Source organism: Cohaesibacter sp. ES.047, from assembly GCF_900215505.1.
Lineage (GTDB): Bacteria > Pseudomonadota > Alphaproteobacteria > Rhizobiales > Cohaesibacteraceae > Cohaesibacter.
In genome coordinates this window covers 1849461-1865670 of sequence record NZ_LT907844.1, presented here as the reverse complement: position 1 = coordinate 1865670, position 16210 = coordinate 1849461, and the positions used below count along the sequence as shown (strand labels likewise).

At 55.2% G+C, this 16210-nt stretch carries 17 protein-coding genes, 1 tRNA gene and 1 pseudogene; 4 read left to right on the top strand and 15 right to left on the bottom strand.

The window, feature by feature from the left end; translation table 11 throughout:
• Positions 1 to 320 precede the first annotated feature (320 nt).
• The gene (locus tag CPH65_RS08500; protein WP_256385221.1) at positions 321 to 770 is read right to left on the bottom strand and encodes an NUDIX domain-containing protein; all 450 of its coding nucleotides are present in this window, start codon (positions 768 to 770) and stop codon (positions 321 to 323) included.
• Between the two features lie 495 nt (positions 771 to 1265).
• Here CPH65_RS08500 and CPH65_RS08495 point away from each other — a divergent pair, with 495 nt between their 5' ends.
• Entirely contained in the window at positions 1266 to 2174 is a 909-nt protein-coding gene (locus CPH65_RS08495; protein ID WP_096173095.1) for a metallophosphoesterase, read from the top strand.
• A 33-nt stretch (positions 2175 to 2207) separates the two neighbouring features.
• Here the strand turns inward: CPH65_RS08495 and CPH65_RS08490 are convergent, their stop codons facing one another.
• From CPH65_RS08490 to CPH65_RS08480, 3 genes are all read right to left on the bottom strand, one after another.
• The gene (locus tag CPH65_RS08490) at positions 2208 to 2777 is read right to left on the bottom strand and encodes a hypothetical protein (protein WP_197703985.1); all 570 of its coding nucleotides are present in this window, start codon (positions 2775 to 2777) and stop codon (positions 2208 to 2210) included.
• Positions 2778 to 3036: 259 nt separating this feature from the next.
• The gene (locus CPH65_RS08485; RefSeq protein WP_096173093.1) at positions 3037 to 3828 is read right to left on the bottom strand and encodes an alpha/beta fold hydrolase; all 792 of its coding nucleotides are present in this window, start codon (positions 3826 to 3828) and stop codon (positions 3037 to 3039) included.
• 10 nt (positions 3829 to 3838) lie between these two features.
• Entirely contained in the window at positions 3839 to 4438 is a 600-nt protein-coding gene (locus tag CPH65_RS08480; RefSeq protein WP_096173092.1) for a TetR/AcrR family transcriptional regulator, read from the bottom strand.
• 466 nt (positions 4439 to 4904) lie between these two features.
• Between CPH65_RS08480 and CPH65_RS08475 the strand changes: the two genes are divergently transcribed.
• The 3 genes and pseudogenes from CPH65_RS08475 (at position 4905) to CPH65_RS08470 (ending at position 7111) form a co-directional block, all read left to right on the top strand.
• A tRNA-Met gene (locus CPH65_RS08475) sits at positions 4905 to 4981 on the top strand.
• Between the two features lie 357 nt (positions 4982 to 5338).
• Positions 5339 to 5516 (top strand): annotated as a pseudogene (locus tag CPH65_RS24495) (IS6 family transposase); the annotation flags it as partial.
• A 422-nt stretch (positions 5517 to 5938) separates the two neighbouring features.
• The gene (locus CPH65_RS08470; RefSeq protein ID WP_096173091.1) at positions 5939 to 7111 is read left to right on the top strand and encodes an autotransporter domain-containing protein; all 1173 of its coding nucleotides are present in this window, start codon (positions 5939 to 5941) and stop codon (positions 7109 to 7111) included.
• Between the two features lie 230 nt (positions 7112 to 7341).
• Here CPH65_RS08470 and CPH65_RS08465 read toward each other — a convergent pair whose 3' ends face one another.
• The 11 genes from CPH65_RS08465 to CPH65_RS08415 all read right to left on the bottom strand — a co-directional run bounded on the left by CPH65_RS08465 (position 7342) and on the right by CPH65_RS08415 (position 16210).
• Positions 7342 to 8127, bottom strand: a complete 786-nt coding sequence (locus tag CPH65_RS08465) for a DNA adenine methylase (RefSeq protein ID WP_096173090.1) — start codon at positions 8125 to 8127, stop codon at positions 7342 to 7344.
• A 229-nt stretch (positions 8128 to 8356) separates the two neighbouring features.
• Positions 8357 to 9604: a phage tail protein gene (locus CPH65_RS08460; RefSeq protein ID WP_157747574.1), complete on the bottom strand. Its 1248-nt coding sequence runs from the start codon at positions 9602 to 9604 to the stop codon at positions 8357 to 8359.
• Between the two features lie 12 nt (positions 9605 to 9616).
• Positions 9617 to 10042 (bottom strand): hypothetical protein, encoded by a 426-nt coding sequence (locus CPH65_RS08455; RefSeq protein WP_096173088.1) that lies wholly within the window; start codon positions 10040 to 10042, stop codon positions 9617 to 9619.
• Between the two features lie 4 nt (positions 10043 to 10046).
• Positions 10047 to 11303, bottom strand: coding sequence for a phage tail protein (locus tag CPH65_RS08450; protein ID WP_096173087.1), 1257 nt, complete (start codon positions 11301 to 11303; stop codon positions 10047 to 10049).
• The gene (locus tag CPH65_RS08445; RefSeq protein WP_096173086.1) at positions 11300 to 12151 is read right to left on the bottom strand and encodes a phage tail protein; all 852 of its coding nucleotides are present in this window, start codon (positions 12149 to 12151) and stop codon (positions 11300 to 11302) included. Before CPH65_RS08445 ends, CPH65_RS08450 begins: the two co-directional genes overlap by 4 nt.
• Positions 12144 to 13289: a baseplate J/gp47 family protein gene (locus CPH65_RS08440; RefSeq protein WP_096173085.1), complete on the bottom strand. Its 1146-nt coding sequence runs from the start codon at positions 13287 to 13289 to the stop codon at positions 12144 to 12146. Before CPH65_RS08440 ends, CPH65_RS08445 begins: the two co-directional genes overlap by 8 nt.
• The gene (locus CPH65_RS08435) at positions 13289 to 13675 is read right to left on the bottom strand and encodes a GPW/gp25 family protein (RefSeq protein ID WP_096173084.1); all 387 of its coding nucleotides are present in this window, start codon (positions 13673 to 13675) and stop codon (positions 13289 to 13291) included. Before CPH65_RS08435 ends, CPH65_RS08440 begins: the two co-directional genes overlap by 1 nt.
• A gap of 257 nt (positions 13676 to 13932) precedes the next feature.
• Positions 13933 to 14466 (bottom strand): phage baseplate assembly protein V, encoded by a 534-nt coding sequence (locus tag CPH65_RS08430; RefSeq protein ID WP_096173083.1) that lies wholly within the window; start codon positions 14464 to 14466, stop codon positions 13933 to 13935.
• 1 nt (position 14467) lies between these two features.
• Positions 14468 to 15463, bottom strand: a complete 996-nt coding sequence (locus CPH65_RS08425; RefSeq protein ID WP_096173082.1) for a phage late control D family protein — start codon at positions 15461 to 15463, stop codon at positions 14468 to 14470.
• A gap of 5 nt (positions 15464 to 15468) precedes the next feature.
• Complete coding sequence (locus CPH65_RS08420) at positions 15469 to 15942, bottom strand: SGNH/GDSL hydrolase family protein (protein WP_096173081.1); 474 nt, start codon at positions 15940 to 15942, stop codon at positions 15469 to 15471.
• 4 nt (positions 15943 to 15946) lie between these two features.
• Positions 15947 to 16210, bottom strand: coding sequence for a tail protein X (locus CPH65_RS08415; protein ID WP_096173080.1), 264 nt, complete (start codon positions 16208 to 16210; stop codon positions 15947 to 15949).

The window sequence follows — 16210 nt, the reverse complement described above, 5'->3', positions numbered from 1 at the left end:
CCAGTTTTTCCACTTTGAGTGGTGACGCCTTCAAGATACATGTCGCAACTTTCAAGCAGGGGCCATTGTTTGAAAATGGCTGACTTATGAGAGGGATATTGCCGCATCAGATCGGGGGAGGCTGATGATACGGCTCCATCATCCTCATTCCCTAAAGTCGTCGCATGGTCTTGGTCCATCCAAGTGGTCTTTGAAACAGATTTTCAACCCACTAACACACCGCATTTTGCCTGTCTATATGAGATTAAATGATATAATCATAATTTTAACAGCATTTAATGCCGTAAATGGCAATTTAAAAAGAATAAACAGCAGAATAGTCACCAGAAGGGTGCGCTCTCCCGTCCCTGCCGCCACTCCTCCAGACGCGTCCGCGTGGCCCGCGTAATGTCCGGGGGCAGGGCTTCGAGACGAAAAAACCGACCCTCGATGATTTCTCCATCATCGGACGGGAAGGTGCTCGGCACGCCCTCATCATTGCCCCAGCGCCAGTCGCGCACCACATAGCAGGCGATATAGTCCGGCACCATGAGCTTGTCATTGAGAAACAGCCCCCAGAGTTCCGGATTGGAGGTGCACACAATCCCGGTTTCCTCTTCCATTTCCCGCTTTGCCGCCACAACAGGAAGCTCGCCACGCTCCACGCCACCGCCGGGCAGATACCACCCTGCCAAATAACTGTGCTTGACTAAAAAAACAGCATTTTCATCATCAAGGATAATAACCCGTGTTCCGACCGAAACACCCCGGAATCCGCACTGAAAAAGCATGGAGAAACTTATCAACCACCGCGGTATGTGAAAGGATATTTTAAAAAACGATAATTTGTTGAATATGTTCATGATTTAATCCATGCACAAAACGCATAGCTAATATGTTCGTATTTTTGCGTTTTGTCATTGGTTTCGTAACGCAAGAAGAGCACATTGGCGGCAATTGCTGATTTATTCAGCACCCTTTGGCTAAAATTTGAACACATGAAGAGGCCCATCATGAAGTTCCTCAAAAAAAGCAAAAAGGCTGCCCGCTACCAATGGCGCCCTGCAGTCGACATGTCAGATCGCCGCGTTGTCAACACCTTGATCAACCCGATCGGCTAACAATCCGTTCGCCGACACGATGCGCGGCCCGGATGGAATGAATATCAAAGCGGTGGCAGACCGGACCGGACTGCCGCCGCTTTTTATCGTCCTTAGTTCAAGTTTGTGCTCACAATACGCATTCCGCTCTGGACGTACGCGAAAAAAGCGACTATCCGCTGAACCATGTTTCGCTTGGCACACATCTCGGACCCACATCTGGGCCCCCTGCCCTCTCCTACGCTTGCCCAACTGGCGAGCAAACGGATCTTTGGCTACATCAACTGGCGCCGGAACCGCAAGGGCGTCCTGACCAACAGCACCCTCGATGCGCTCATTGACGACATGCGCAGGCAGGCCCCCGACCATCTGGCCGTAACAGGCGATCTGGTCAATCTGGCGCTGCCGGCCGAAATCACCAATGCGCGCAAGTGGCTCGAGACCCTTGGCCCGCCAGACTATGTCTCCGCCATTCCCGGCAACCATGATGCCTATGTGCCACGCGCCCGTATGAGCGCCGAAAAATCATGGACCAATTACATGCGTGGCGACCATCACGTCGAAGCGGACTACAGCCCGGCCTATCCCTATTTGCGTGTGCGCGGCAATGTCGCCCTGATCGGCGTCAATTCAGCAACGGCAACCTTGCCGCTGATGGCCACCGGCTATTTCCGCAAGGCGCAGGCTCGTCGGCTCTCCGCTTTGCTGGAAGATTGCGCAAGGCGCGAGTATTTCCGCGTCGTGATGATCCATCATCCGCCCTGCAAGAACGCCACCCAATGGTATAAGCGCCTTGTTGGCGGCTCCCTCTTCCGCAAGGTCATCAGCAAAGAGGGTGCCGAGTTGATCCTGCACGGGCACACGCATCTGGACACCAAAATGCAGATGCCCTCACCCGATGGACCTGTGCCGGTGATATGTGTGCCCAGCGCCTCTCAGGGCACCGGCACCAAGAAGCCACCCGCACGCTATAATCTTTTCGATATAGACGGAGAGCCCGGGTCCTGGCGCTGCAATTTGATTGAACGCGGCTTTGACCATTCCGGCACGCTAAAGGAAGTCAACCGTCAGTATCTCTCGATTCCCAACACCTGACGATTGCACCGCGCTGACAGCGAAGGTGCCTGATCAGAAATTGGTTGGCAAGAACCAGGCATAGAGCACGAGCCCGACAGCACCAGCGAGAATACCGAACAGGAACCACCAGAGCCAACTGGTTCCGCTGCGTGTCTTCTTCTGACGCTTGGTAGTCTCAACCACGGATGGATCAATGGCACTGTCGCTCATTTTCTTGAGCAGATAGTCCGACTCCAGAGCCTTCTCACGCTCAACGATGCGCTCGGCGATATAGTGGGTAACACGATCAGCGACATCATCAACATCGTGGCTTTCGATCAGCACCACACGCCCAAGGCGCGTGTCTTTGAGAAAGCGGTAGGTGCGCTTGTCCCGCGCCATTTCGACAAAGCTGGTGATATCAACCCAGAACCGTGGTTTGCGACCCGGAACGATCTGGAAGGTCAGCATCTCCATGTCCTCGGGCATTTCCTTGGACACATCTTCGAGCGCCTCATGCAGCAGTTCCAGACGCGCCCGCTCGGTGTCGCCCAGTTCCACAACGACATTGTTCTGTTCGGCATCCGCAATGCGAACATCCCGAATGGCGCGACCAAGGCTGCGACCCTGTTCTGTTTTCATCTGCTCATCCATTCTCGCCCACCATTTTGCTGACACCCTTTGTCTGTGACCGCTCACGCGACTTGAATGAGGGCTTCTGCCCTGAGTCCCGCGTTAAATGCAAGAGGGTCATCCCTTAGGCATTGCCAATCTCAAAGGGAAAAGACTCTTCCATTATAATCTGCACCCCTTCGTTAAGCAATTGGTAACCAGTCTATTCCCAACGAGTTCGAAAAACCGTAAGGGGATCAACACTTTCGGACAGTTCCAATCACCATCTTCATCGCGCAGACCGGATCGTCTGCCGAACGAGCGAAAGCACAGAACGTCCGGCCTCGAGGTGCGGCATATGCCCAACACCGGGGAAAACATGCACAGCCACCATCGGCGGTAAGCCGAACGCCTGCGAGACAGGCACCACGGCATCCTCCGCCCCCCAGATCACCCGGATCGGAATGGGAAGCGCCCCGATCCGGTCAAGTGGCAGAACCTTCTGCCCATCGCCATGCAGGATCGCGTCCGCCGTCGCCGCCAGCGCCTTTTGGGCGCCCGGACGCTGGCGCTGCGCAAGGTCATACTCTGCCATCTTGCGCGGCAGACGAAAATCAGGCCCAAAAAACCGCGACAGAGCCCCATGAAGGCTTTCGACATCAAAGGCCCCCGCAAACGCCCGCAGCAATGCCTGATCAATCTCGGGGCCAAACCCGCCCGGCGCGAGGAGCGTCATCGAGGCAACCATCTGCGGCCTCTTGAGCGCCAGCACCGCGGCAGCAGCCCCTCCCATGGAGTGCCCCACCAGATGCACCTTGGCCACTCCGAGCGCATCAAGATCCTGCCCGACAGCCTTTGCCGCCACTGCGGCATTGCAGGTCACCCCGTAGTTGACAGACCCGCCATGTCCGGGCAGATCAAAGGCCAGACTGCGATGGCTCGCAGACAAACCAACCTGAAAATTCGTCCACCCGGAGAGATCGCCTCCAAAGCCATGCAGGAACACCACGGTCCCGCTCGCTACTCCGCCAGCACCGCCACCTTCTGGTCCCATCGCCTTATAATTGAGCTTTGTTTCCATCACCCGAGCCTCAGACTGTCCCCTGTTTGACACCGCCCATGATCAGGGCCTGATAGTGCTTGACCAGTTCATCGATGGAGTAGTCCCCCTTGGGGTCGTACCACATGCACACGCCAGTCATCATCGCGATCAGGGCCTTTGCCGTTACCCGCATGTCAGCCTGTGACCAAGACCCGCGTTTGATTCCCTCATCAAGGATCGCTACAAGCCGCTTCTCATACTGATCGCGCAACAGGACGATCTGCCTGTAGTGCTCTCCGGTCAGACTGCGCAGCTCGAAATTGCCGATGAAGACCTGCTTCTTGCGAACCGCATAATAGGTGATATGGGAGCGGACAAAGGCCATCAAGGCCGCTTCAGGATCCGCCTTGTCATGCAAGGCATCATCCAGCGCTGCATTGTGCTCGAGCATGATATCAAGCGTCAGTTTGTAGAGGAGATCCTGCTTGGACGCGATGTGATTGTAGAGCGAGCCGGCCTGTATCCCAACGGCTCCCGCCAACTGCCTTAGGGACACCGCCTCATATCCGTTGAGATAGATGAGATCCGTCGCCGCTTCATAGATGGCCTTGAGCGTCTTCTCTCCACTGGAACCGGGAATGCGTGACATGACTTCTGACCTGGCTCCTGAAGAGGCGCGAAAGCGCCCCGCGTACGTTCCGGGCCGGTTAATCCCGCGGCCCCAGTCTCATTTATTGCTCGGCCCAGTCTCATTTGTCGCTCGACCTAGAGGAAATTATGCAAATTGTCAGCCCCGAAAGCCAGCCTAAACAGATAAGGCTCTCCATTTTCCCCGGCAACACGTCAACCAAGGCTGCAACCCTTGAGCAAAAACGCAAACTCCCAAAGCTGACTTGAAGCACCGCAATACGCGATAGAAGACGGGGAAACAGTGGCTGGGCCCGCGCAACTCTGCCACGTTTGCGCACTGCGCCGGGCAGCCGAGACGATTGGTGCCAAGCCGTTATTCACAATGGCTGATTTTCTGTCAGCTTGTGTCGATGCCAGCTTGACAGCCCAAGGCGCGATGCCTATAAGCCACTCACGCCTCGCCCCTTCGGGGCACATCTTGGTATGGCGGAGTAGCTCAGCCGGTTAGAGCAGCGGAATCATAATCCGCGTGTCGGGGGTTCAAGTCCCTCCTCCGCTACCAAAATTTCACAAGATTTCAGGTTTAGAGATGTGAAGTGCGCAGTATATCGAGTGCGTCTTTGGTTGTAGCGTTTCGCGCGTGTAGCGTTTCGCGCGGTTTTGTGTGGCGCGCCTTTTCGCTTTGCACAGGTCGACGTTTTTCTTTGCACAACCTCTACCGTAAGGTAGTCCGCATGAGTCAGTCTTTTTAGCCTAGTTCAACGCATGCCATTTAAGGGCATTTTTTCTCCCCTATAAAGACGCATTTAAAGAGTGAAAAGCAGCCATTCGAAATAGTCCGAACGATTGGCTGCACTGCGGACGAAGGGGACATTCGCTGCATCGCCGAAATTTAATGGTCACTGAGTGCATTTCTGGCAAAGCTGGCTGTTTCCAGTCATTCCATACAGCCCTTACAGCACAGCGGACTATTGCTGATTTTGAGGCTATGTTGTGTCTAAAGAAGGGCTTCGACTTCGCGAGGACAGTGGACCGTTCATGAACAGAATGATCTCATTGCTCCCCACTACCGGATTCAAAAAGTTAACGAAGTGTGAAAATAGCGTGTTCCGTTTCAGAAAAGAAGGCCACGATTTTCTTGTGAATGCCTCAACCTACTAAATCAATCACTATCGCCAACAAACCAATAAAGCTCAGAACGGACATTTTGTGTAAGTAATTTGACGTATAAATCTCTTGTAATTTCAACTACTTGTGAAAAAGAATGCACGATTGATTGGCTATTTGTTAGCGAAGCTCTAACGTCGATTGGAACGTCTAGTTTTGCAATAAAAAGCCAAAATCAATGAACCATCCAAAAAGACTTCTTTACGCTCCTTTGACTGCACTTGTCCTAGGACTCATCCTTTCCTGTGCTAGCGGTTCGGCTTGGGCTGTGATGGCTTATCAAGTCAGTTACAACTGCCCATCCGGCAGCTCAAAAACCACTGGTTGGATATATGGAGACGCCAGCAATCTCTTGAGCGAAATCTCCACCACTTGCGGCATCGCTGATAGCGATCTAGATGTAGCATATGGAGGGTCCACAGTTACGAGTGGAACAAGACTTTGGGACATTTTTGGCAACGAAGAATATCCCACCGTTCAGGTTAGCGGTGGCGATACGGGAGAGGACGAGAAGGGCTCAACCGAAACAATCATCGAAAACCAGGTGTCAGAAACCCTGAGCAAGCAAGCTCTTATCAATAACCGCTTCATGTCTCAGGCACGCAATCGGTTCACCAAGGATATAAACGGTGGAGTTCTGACTGGAACAAATAGTGTTGGGCCTCTCGCCTATCAAGGCTCTATCAATGGCACCCCTGCGGGGATTGCGGCCAAAGCTCTGGCAGTCCATGAAGATGAAGACAGTGACACACATGGACGTTTCGTCGTCTCCGGTGGGTTGACCTTTTCTCACGATGATAATGGCTCAAACAGCGTCATGGGATCGGGACGTCTAGCACGGGAACACCGCTTGGGTGAAGAAATGCTGCTTGGCTATTTCCTCGGTGTTGACCTGGGCAAAGCGGACGTTGAGGGCACCTTCTCCGGCGATCAAACAAGCATCGGTGGCAATATTGGCGCTTATGCCGTCAAACGCATCAATCAGGCCTTCTTTGCCGATATCTTCGTACAAGTTGGGTATCAGCATAACGATCTGGAACTCAGCGATGGCACCACGGATGTTGATGGCACCTATTGGGCAACAACCGCTTTGATGGGCAGCACTTTGTCCGGTGTTATCAATTATGATGGCTTCAATCTCATCCCCGAACTATCCGCCAGCCTGTCCCACGCATGGCTCTCCGGTGACAAATTCGATTCCACCGTCTCTGGCTCCACCAGCGATTTGGATCTGGATACAGACAATTTGACCGTTGCTCGTCTTCAGTTCACGCCACAAATTCAGATGCCTTTTGACGCTTTGTCATCGGATAGCCGAACGGCGACCATCTCCTTCGGGCCGACGGTCCTTTGTCAGCGCAAATGGGCGGGTGAGAATAGCTCGGATTGTGGTGGCGGCGGCAGCCTGAGCCTTGACACCATATCTCTGTCAAGTGGGTCCGCGATCCGTGCCAATGTCGATGTGGAGCGTCTGGGTGATACGACCACGCTCTACAGCTATCTGCGTTACAATCGCAACTTCTAATCGCAGATCGCTTTAAAAAAATATAAGGCAGCGCGATCCATCGCACTGCCTTTTCGATCTGCAATAGTCACATTTCACCGCCAATTGCGAAAGACAGCAAAGGGCCGCGATTTTCAGCCGCCCTTTGTTGCGGATGCGAACGTTCCTTCATTTTGAAGGTCGCGAAAGGGCTCTGAACCGACGTTCCTTGCGGTTGGCACGAACGTCAGCACAGAGCAGATGGGTTTTTCTCAATTCCCAATCACCAACTCCTTGGCCTTCTTCTGCCCTTTGTCGTTGGCTGTGTAGCTGAGCGAGACTTCCTCGATATCGAAGCCTTTGAAGATTTCGCGGATTTCAGGCACATCGTTGATGGAGAAGAGGAAGCGCCCTTTGATGGTTTCAAGCTGGTCGGCCAGCTTCTGGAAATCATCCGGACCGAAGACGCCCTTGCCGTAATAGTCCTCACACTGCCAGTAAGGCGGATCGAGATAGAAGAGTGTCTCTGGCCGGTCGTAGCGGCTGATGCAGTCGGCATAGGGCAGGCATTCGATGGTGACGCCGCTGAGGCGCTCATGAACATCTTCCAACAGAGGCACGATCTTGGTCAGGTCGAACCGCGCTCCGCGCAGTGCAACACCATAAGTCTGACCGTTCACCTTGCCCGCAAAGCTCGTGCGCTGGAGATAAAGGAACCGGGCGGCGCGTTCCAGATCGGTCAGCGTGTCCGGGTCTGTGGCCTTGAGCCGCTCGAACTCCGACCGGCTGGTGAGTTGGAATTTCAGGGTGTCAAGAAACTGCGGATAGTGGCGTTGTAGGATCCGGAACAGGGTGATGACATCCTTGGAGATGTCATTGATCACCTCGCACTTGGGGCGCTGGGAGCGGCGGAAGAAGATGCCACCCATACCAACAAAGGGCTCCACATAATTGGCGTGATCGATCCTGCTGATGCGGCCTGCAATATGCTTGGCCAATTGGCTTTTGCCGCCAATATAGGCGGCAACAGGTTTGACGGGTGTGACAGCCTCAAACATTTTTGTTCTCACTATGTTCTTTTGATCGAGAATCACCCATAGTGCGCCTCTATCGATAGAAGCGGCGGGAGTGATGATTGTGATTGCTGTCATCGATCGGGTCAGGACGCCAATCTCAGGCCCGGTATCTGGACTTGATGTCCAGGTCTCCCGCTCCTATAGCGCAAGAGAGCGATGCGGCGCGTCTGAACTGTTCCGCCCAGTTCCACACAAAGCGCCTCAATCATCATCACCGTCGCCAGAAGTCGATCTGGGCGTATAGCTCATTCTGCCCATGCCCCATGGCTCCACCAAAGCCGACCGATGTCACTTCGCCCTTCATGTCGATGCGATAGGTCTTGCCCGCCTTCAGTCTGGCCGAGAAGAAGCTGTGCGAAGTGCTGTGATAAGTCGGGTTGGAGTGGCCGCTGGAACCAACCGACACCAAAGAATTGTCCGAGACACAGAACACGCGTGAGGCCGTTTTGCCGGTATCATGAATGACAGCCCAGCCGTTGATGTAAACATCCTCCGAAGGAGTGAACTCACTATCGAACAAAGCAATCAGACCAACCGGATCATCTTCCACATTGAAGGGGCGTTTCTGCCACGATCCGGCATAGAGCGTGCCGCCATTGGCCCCGCTGGCTGCTTCGTGCCGAATGGTCGCCACCGGAGGACCGCCCAGTTGCGCTGGCGTCTTTCCATCGATTAGACCTCTGGCCAAATCGAACACACCGTGAATGCCCTTGATGTCGTCGATCAGATGATCATGGACCTTCGCCGCATAGATCTGGTCATGAAGATGATCGAGCAGCGCATAGCGATCATCGTGAGCGTGATTGGCGGCGGCATAGACCCCGTCATGATTGTGGTTGGCGAGCAACAGCCTCAAGGCTTGGTCCAAGGCCGTTAGGTCGTCGGGCAAGGCAAAGGAAAGCTGAGACAATGCATAAGCGAGCCGCTTGGGATCAATCAGTTTGGTCTCAACGCTGGCATCGACTGCCTCTTCTTCATCGGCCCACTGATACCGAGAGATAACCCAGTTCTGGGTCGCATAGCCATCAAGGGGATTGACCACCAACTGAATGCTGTCGGTGTTGGTCACCTGAAGCACAATCTGGATGGTCAGGGTCGAGGCCGTGCCGTCCGTCAGAATGGCCTTGTAGGTTGGCGGATATTTGGCGATGGCGAACATCGCCCCGTCCGCATCAAACAGCCCCGCCTCCCGGATCCACCAGCCGCCCACATCGGGCGGAATAATCGCTTCGACAATCAGCCAAGCCGGGTTCTGAGGATCAGGCGTGATAGAGGTGATATTGAGCCGGTGGGTTTCGTTCACCAGCGCGGTTTCCGAGCCGTCCGGCTCATAACTGGCCCCATTGGCATCCCCGACCGCCAGATGGGTCAGAGAGACCGAAGCCCCACCGGTGATGGCAGCGCTCAAGGCACTGGAGCCGATGTCAGTCAGGCGGGTATAGTAAGTTGCAGCAGTCATCATTCAGCTCCGCTAAAGTGCCATGGCTTCGCGCCACATCGTTTCCATGTCAGCTTCGCTGATACCTAGGGCGAGACGCATGGATGCGATCAGGGGATGGTCAGGTTCGAAAGAGGACGCATAGGTCCACTCGATTAGTGCTTCGTTGCGCTCGGTTTCATCAGGGATAGCTGCGATAGCCGGTTCAACTTGAGCGAGGTAGCCATGCCGATTGAGGACAAGGCGGATCTGTCTAGCTGACAGAGGACCGAGAGGCGGAAGAGATGTGATCGGCTTCGTGAAGCCTTCAGCCTCGTACCATGTACCTCCAATTTGCGCCTGTCCATCGGGATCATCCACGATGACCGTGGCTGCTTCCGCTTCCAGAGGGTCATCACCTGCAACGATGATATTAAGAATAGTTCCATCATCGGAGTTTACGATTGCTTTGATTGTCATGTGTTTATCCAAACTGATACAGAATGACTGCACCCTTACCAGCGTAGTGACTTTTGTTTGCACCTTTGCCGTAGTTTGTACCTTCGAGGTAGAAGTTGGTATTCACGATCCGCGACGTGCTCGACACCTTACCGTTGGTGCCGCTGCCTCCGCTTTCGTTTGAGTTACCCGAGAAGGCACCTGTACCACCCGTCAGGTTGACGCCAGCTACCTTTGTGGTACCGCCTGTCCCCGCCGTAGCCCAAGGACCTGTTGTACTGGACCCTGCCGCACCAATGGTCACGGAAAGTGTTCCATCGACTGCCAACCAGAAAGCCACCTTTCCACCGTCCCCACCTTTAATATCAAAGCCACCTCGCCGGTTGGTGCCCCCACCGCCTCCGAAGGCCATCACGAAGACGTGTTTAGTGCCTGCTGCCAATGTATGAGTCCCAGAGGAAGATAGAGTCTTCAGCCCTAGGTATTTACCGCCACCTATTTCGCTGGCGCGAAGCCCATTGAGCTTGTCAGAGTCAGCGGCTTTGCCTGAGGTGGTCAGATACTCCGAGTGGCTGTGTGATGTGTCTGACTTTCCAGATAGAAGATTGTCGACCTCATCCTCGGAGTAATACTGGCCGTCGTGATTGTGGTTGCTGTCCGCCTTGCCTTGCAAAGCCAGATCGACCGCATCTGACAAGGCTTGCAGCTCGTCTCGCGGGGCTGCATCAAGAAGGGCCAGAACATGAGCCAGTCGCTTTGGATCGACAACCTTGTGTTCGGTTGCCTCATCTGCGGCTTCAGCCTCAGTCGCCCAAGGATAGGCGGCTTCGATCAATGCCGGAGTGGCATAGCCTTCGCCCGCATCGACCGATAAGGTCAGGGCATTGGTGTCGCTGACTTGTAGAACAATCTGGATGGTCAAGTTCGATGCTGAACCATCGGCTGCCAGGGCCTTGTAGGTTGGCGGGAAATTGGCAATGGCAAACAGGTCGCCATTGTCATCAAAGACACCAACCTCGCGGATCCACCAGCCACCAACATCGGGCGGCAAAACCGCTTCCAGAACCAGCCAGTTCGCATTCGCAGGATGAGGAATAATCGAGGCCAGTGGTAGGCGGTGCTGTTCGTTGATAAGGGCGGCTTCGCTGCCGTCAGGCACATAGTCCGCGCCGTTGGCATCGCCAACCGCCAGCACCTCCAAAGCGACGGCGGTGTCGCCTGTGATTGCCTCATTGAGGGCAATTGCCCCGGCATTGGTCAGGCGCGTTGAATAGGTTGTCATGCATTCTCCTCGGGCAGGATGGTGACAATCGGATTGGCCGGACGGACCCCGAGAGCGAGATGATAGGGCGCTTGGCTTTCAAGGCCCGAAGCTACGGGAGGATAAAGACGGATCACTTCACCGACCGATGTCGAGCCACCAAAGGCCAGCGACATGGCGTCATGGATCGCGGTGATTTGCCTTGGCTTGATCCGGACCAATTCACCGGTCGAGGCGCAGCCCGCCATCACCATCTTCATGGTGCCGTTTAGTTCCGTCGCGATTGGCGGCAGAATTCTAAGTCGATTGAGATCCTGGGTGATGGCATGAGCGAACAGGTCCATGCGGGCACGGGTCCGCCAGACCAGATCGGTGTCCTGGCTCCAGCGTTTGGTCGCTTCAATGGTCTTCAGCGCAGATTGCTGCACTTCCGGTCCCAGAGGGTCGGTAGGAGGATCGTCACTGTCCCCCAGATTGAGGGTGATGGTGTGGGTGTCGTGATATCCAATCGGCTCCTTCTGCCACCAGTGCTCGATGGTGACCCCGATGCCAAGAAGGTTCTGCCCCAGCTTCACCCCGGCATCCGTGCCCTGCTGTTCATGAAGAGCCCACGCATCATCGATCAGCTTGCGGGCCAGATTGGCGGGCAAACCGTCCGGGCCGACAAACTCCGTTAGGGAGAAGTCATGGAGCGCACAGCTTAACGCCTTGTCCGGGATCTCATCCCCAGTGCGCATCAAGAGGCCGGTGAAGTCCAACTCCGAGGCCATGGCGTTAAAGGCCCCGACCAACGCACGGGTGCGGGCATCATTGATGCCCGGAGGGATGGCCTTGAGAGGAATGCCGCGTGTCACAGACCGATCACCCATCGACCACCTCCATCGTCAGATCGATATCGGTGACCACGCCAAACTGATGCGGCTCCAGTTGTCGGTCTTGAAGGCCGGAGACCACGAGGTCGATGTCCACGAGATTGGCGTTGTTGCGGGCAACCACTGTGAGGGCCGACAAGGCCAGATACGGCCCCAGCGCCCGCTGCCAGATGCCGGATGCATCCCCAAGGTCGCTTTCCAGCTCGCTCTTTGCCGTGGTGGCATTGCCGGTGATGAGAGCCGTGCCGCTGATGGTGAAGCTCACCGCCTCTGCCGGAAAGACAGAAACATCGTCCCCTTGCGGGCGTTTGCCTTCCGGATCGAGCCAGTCGGCAACACGGGCGCAATAATCCTCGGACGGCACTCCATCTTCCAGCAACACATAAATCCAGATATGCCCCGGTTCCGGGCGCACGACGGCCACCGCGATGATGGCCGAGCTATAGGCCAGAACCTGCTGGCGATAGCTTTCCTTCGGCCCCGCCTTGGAGATGCGATCATGGGCATAGGCGGCTCGCATGCGAATGCTGGCATCCCCCTCTTCATCGGCCCCGCCCTCGGTGTCGGTGACATTCACCACCGACACCCCTTCCTGAAACGACTGGAAGGCGTTGATCTGCCCAGTCATCAGGCCATTGGCGGCTTCGCCCGTCTCGGTCGCAGTTGCACCGACCCTGGCGGACAATGCCCCGGCTTCGATCAGAGCCTGCTCATCGGTCACGAAGCTGAATTTGCCACCGGTCACCAGCGTGCCCGCAGCCAAATAGAAATCTTCAACCAGCGCCGCGTCGAGGGTGATTTCCAGCTCGCAGGTAGCGGCGGCTGCCTTCAGGCGGTAGGTGGAATTGTTGGCCGCGACGACATCAAGATGCTTGCCCTCGGCGAACAGCAGCCAGCGCTGCTTTGAGGCATTTTGCCCTTCCTGCCCGAGCAGCGCGAAGCCATAGGACAGAAGGTCAATGAGGATCTGCTCATATTGAGCCGGATAGAGCTTGCGCTGAGGGCCGTCAGCGTCCGTCTCGAACCAGTTGACAAGCTTTTCTTTCCATTGGGAGGACGTGACCGTGAAACATTGCGGCGCACCACGGGCGATCAGCTCTTCAGCGCTATAGGCTTTGATGAGGCCGGAGGACATCACGCGGCCTCCTGCAACAGAACCTTGGTCCGCTGGATTTCCTTCAGGACGCCTTCAACCGGATGCCAACTGATGGTGATCGCATAATGCGCTAAATCCACCATCTCCGCTTCGATTCCGTCGAGAACAATACGCGGCTCCCAGAGCGTGATAGCATCCCAGACAGCACGTTTGATGGCGGGAATGGCAACGGCTGGTGGACGGTCTATATAGTCGAGGGCGTCGCAGAACTTCTCCGGCTCGGTCGGCACCGAGCGCTTTGGCGTCAACACAATGATGCGCACAGCCTGGTGCAGATCATCCAGCCCGACAGCAATCTCGCCCCAGGCGGCGTTCGCGCCCAGAGTGACCTTATGTTGCCAATGAAGATAATCGATTTGCACCATGCCGACAGATCCAAAATGAGGGATATCTGTCAGCAGGATAGGAAATGGTGGACTTAGAGGTTACGGAAGTGTTCCGGGGTCTGTATTTCTAAAATCGCATTGAACTGTATGAAGCGCGAGTTTCATTCGCTCTGTTTCCTCTTTGGATATCGCCAGTCGTTCTTCTGCTTTGACAATGACTGCCAGGTATCTGACATAGCTATTAGCGACAACAGTCACCCCTATTACAGTTGCTATGACAATAAAAAAATATCCCATCAATCCACCGCAAACACCTTTGAGGATCCTTCGACAATAGGCCATAGCCCTGCACTGGAACCGCTGCTGACCAGGACATGATCCCCGATACGGGCGACCGCCTTACCGCCATCTCCACCAAGATGGGTCTCGGCAGAAACAACGAGATCATTGCCTTCAACGCGAACGGATGCGGCATTCCGGATCGTGATATTCCCGCTCTTTCGATCTCGGATGATTTCAAGGCCGCTTTCATCGACAATATGCTCAACACCGGGATCATCGCTCGGAGCGCTGTCTTCCTTGTTCCAGCAAGAGCCAAGGACGCAGCCATCTTCGCCATCCCAGTCGATGAGGCAATTGACCTGTTCGCCGACATTGGGCATGGACCAGCTCTTGTTGGCTCCAGTGCCAGACTGATTGGCATTGAGCCAGAAGCTGTCGGTTTCGTCTTCATCGGAGAAGGTGACGCGGATCCGGCCCTCATTGATTTCCTTGACGGTGCCGCGCCGGTATGGCGAATTCTTCTCGTTGTTGCGGAAACGTTCGGTCATCTCAAATGCCTTTCAGGTCTAGTCTGGTGATATAGTTGCCGCGCTTGATGGAATGGACGGCCTTGTGAATGAGATAGTTGCCTGCATAGCGGCCAAAGGTCGGACCGAGGGCCACGACGAGGCCTGCGACCAGTGTGGGGTCTCCAACAAGTGAAAGGCTGGCGGTGCGCTTGTCCTCGTTTGCCTTGGCGAGCCGTCCTTTACAAAGTTTTTCAGCCTGTTCCTCATTTTCCACCCGCTCATCGATCTTCAGGACATCGCCGGATTTGGAGCTGGCATCCTCCGCTTCTGCCTTGATGATCTTTTTCGAGGTAGGGTCAAGATAGGAGACCTTTGCTTTCTTGTAAGTCTTTGAAGACTGGTCCTTGGCCCGCCAACGGGTGATTGGTGTCGGGTCACTCAGCTCGAACGTTTTGACGGGGCCTTGGCTTTCCAGATCCTTTCGCTTGAAAAAGACCAACTGGCGATGCTTGATCGCCACGAAATACCCGAAGTCCTCGGCGAGCCGTCTGATATAGGAGAGATCCCTCTCGCGCCGTTGGCGCTTGTAATCGAACTTCAGCTCCTCGATGTCGCCGGAGACCGTGTAGCCAAGATTGTTGGCGGTCTCGGTGATGATCTTCTTGAGATCGGTCTTTTCTGAGCCCTTGCTCTTCTGTGTGCGCTGATCTTTTTCCGGAAAGGCTGATGTCGCCCGGAAGCAGACGATGTCATTGCCACGGGAGCCGCTAGCGTCGGGAATATCGATCTGGTAGGCCCCGCAGGGCATCAGAAGACCGCCCTTGTAGCCGATGCTCGCGTCACACAGATCGCCCTCATCGGGTCGCCAGGCACCGCGCCACAGGCCGCTGTCATCCCGCAAGCGCACGGCAATCTCATCGGCCTTGCCGTGGAGATTGTCGGCCCAGGTGAAGTCAAGAAGGTAGGGCGCGAAATAAGACCCAACCTCAATGCCGTTGATGGTGAGCGAGACAGTCGGTTCGGCAAGCTGGCTCATGAGCTTTACAGCAATCCCTTGAGCGACTGAGCCACATCACGCGCCAAGCGTTTGTAGGATCTGGGGTGGACCTTGTCCTTGCCTGCCTTGAAAAAGATCACCAAATCCCCGTTCCGTTGGGCAATCTTGCGCACGATGGCAGATGCTCTTTTGTGACGCGGTTCGATCCAGATGACAGTCGCCGCGCCGCTTTTGTCCCGAATGGCTTTGAGGTTGGCCTCAAGCCGTTTGTTGTCTGGGTCGTTGGAGCCCGCCGAGACAATGAGCACATCGGCTGGTTCAGTGCGCTTGAGAACCGCGTTGGAGGATAGCCCAACCTTGGCGGAGGCTGGACAGGTTTTGAGATACCAGGACAGACCAACGCCGATGCTATCACCGACGAGAAAGCACGTTTTTGGTTTTGGTGCAGGGGAAAAATCACAACCACCGACGAACAGGAGCGCAGATAGAAGAAGAAAGAGAGGGGCGATTCTAGGCATGACATCAGTCCTTTTGGCGTCGCTTCCACGGCGGTAGCTGGCTGTCATCGAGCGTTGATTGTTCGATGACAGGGATGCGAAGTGAGAGACCTGGTGGGAGAAGGGCAGGAATGGGATCAAGAGTGGAAAGATAGAGATTCCGGTTCTCGTCGATGATCAGATTGTCCTTGCTGGCATCGCTGTAATAATCCCAGGCGAGTAAATCCCAGCGATCTCCAGCGACCGTTAAATGTTCGAGATAGTCTCCGGTTTTAACGACCTCAGTCAT

Bases quoted from the DNA above. Each gene is read 5' to 3' on its own strand.
- CPH65_RS08435 (WP_096173084.1), bottom strand. From the start codon at position 13,675: ATGGTGCAAATCGATTATCTTCATTGGCAACATAAGGTCACTCTGGGC.
- CPH65_RS08420 (WP_096173081.1), bottom strand. From the start codon at position 15,942: ATGCCTAGAATCGCCCCTCTCTTTCTTCTTCTATCTGCGCTCCTGTTC.
- CPH65_RS08445 (WP_096173086.1), bottom strand. From the start codon at position 12,151: ATGGGTGATCGGTCTGTGACACGCGGCATTCCTCTCAAGGCCATCCCT.
- CPH65_RS08495 (WP_096173095.1), top strand. From the start codon at position 1,266: ATGTTTCGCTTGGCACACATCTCGGACCCACATCTGGGCCCCCTGCCC.
- CPH65_RS08460 (WP_157747574.1), bottom strand. From the start codon at position 9,604: ATGACTGCTGCAACTTACTATACCCGCCTGACTGACATCGGCTCCAGT.
- CPH65_RS08430 (WP_096173083.1), bottom strand. From the start codon at position 14,466: ATGACCGAACGTTTCCGCAACAACGAGAAGAATTCGCCATACCGGCGC.
- CPH65_RS08450 (WP_096173087.1), bottom strand. From the start codon at position 11,303: ATGACAACCTATTCAACGCGCCTGACCAATGCCGGGGCAATTGCCCTC.
- CPH65_RS08465 (WP_096173090.1), bottom strand. From the start codon at position 8,127: ATGTTTGAGGCTGTCACACCCGTCAAACCTGTTGCCGCCTATATTGGC.
- CPH65_RS08455 (WP_096173088.1), bottom strand. From the start codon at position 10,042: ATGACAATCAAAGCAATCGTAAACTCCGATGATGGAACTATTCTTAAT.
- CPH65_RS08415 (WP_096173080.1), bottom strand. From the start codon at position 16,210: ATGACTGAGGTCGTTAAAACCGGAGACTATCTCGAACATTTAACGGTC.
- CPH65_RS08485 (WP_096173093.1), bottom strand. From the start codon at position 3,828: ATGGAAACAAAGCTCAATTATAAGGCGATGGGACCAGAAGGTGGCGGT.
- CPH65_RS08425 (WP_096173082.1), bottom strand. From the start codon at position 15,463: ATGAGCCAGCTTGCCGAACCGACTGTCTCGCTCACCATCAACGGCATT.
- CPH65_RS08500 (WP_256385221.1), bottom strand. From the start codon at position 770: ATGCTTTTTCAGTGCGGATTCCGGGGTGTTTCGGTCGGAACACGGGTT.
- CPH65_RS08480 (WP_096173092.1), bottom strand. From the start codon at position 4,438: ATGTCACGCATTCCCGGTTCCAGTGGAGAGAAGACGCTCAAGGCCATC.
- CPH65_RS08440 (WP_096173085.1), bottom strand. From the start codon at position 13,289: ATGTCCTCCGGCCTCATCAAAGCCTATAGCGCTGAAGAGCTGATCGCC.
- CPH65_RS08490 (WP_197703985.1), bottom strand. From the start codon at position 2,777: ATGAAAACAGAACAGGGTCGCAGCCTTGGTCGCGCCATTCGGGATGTT.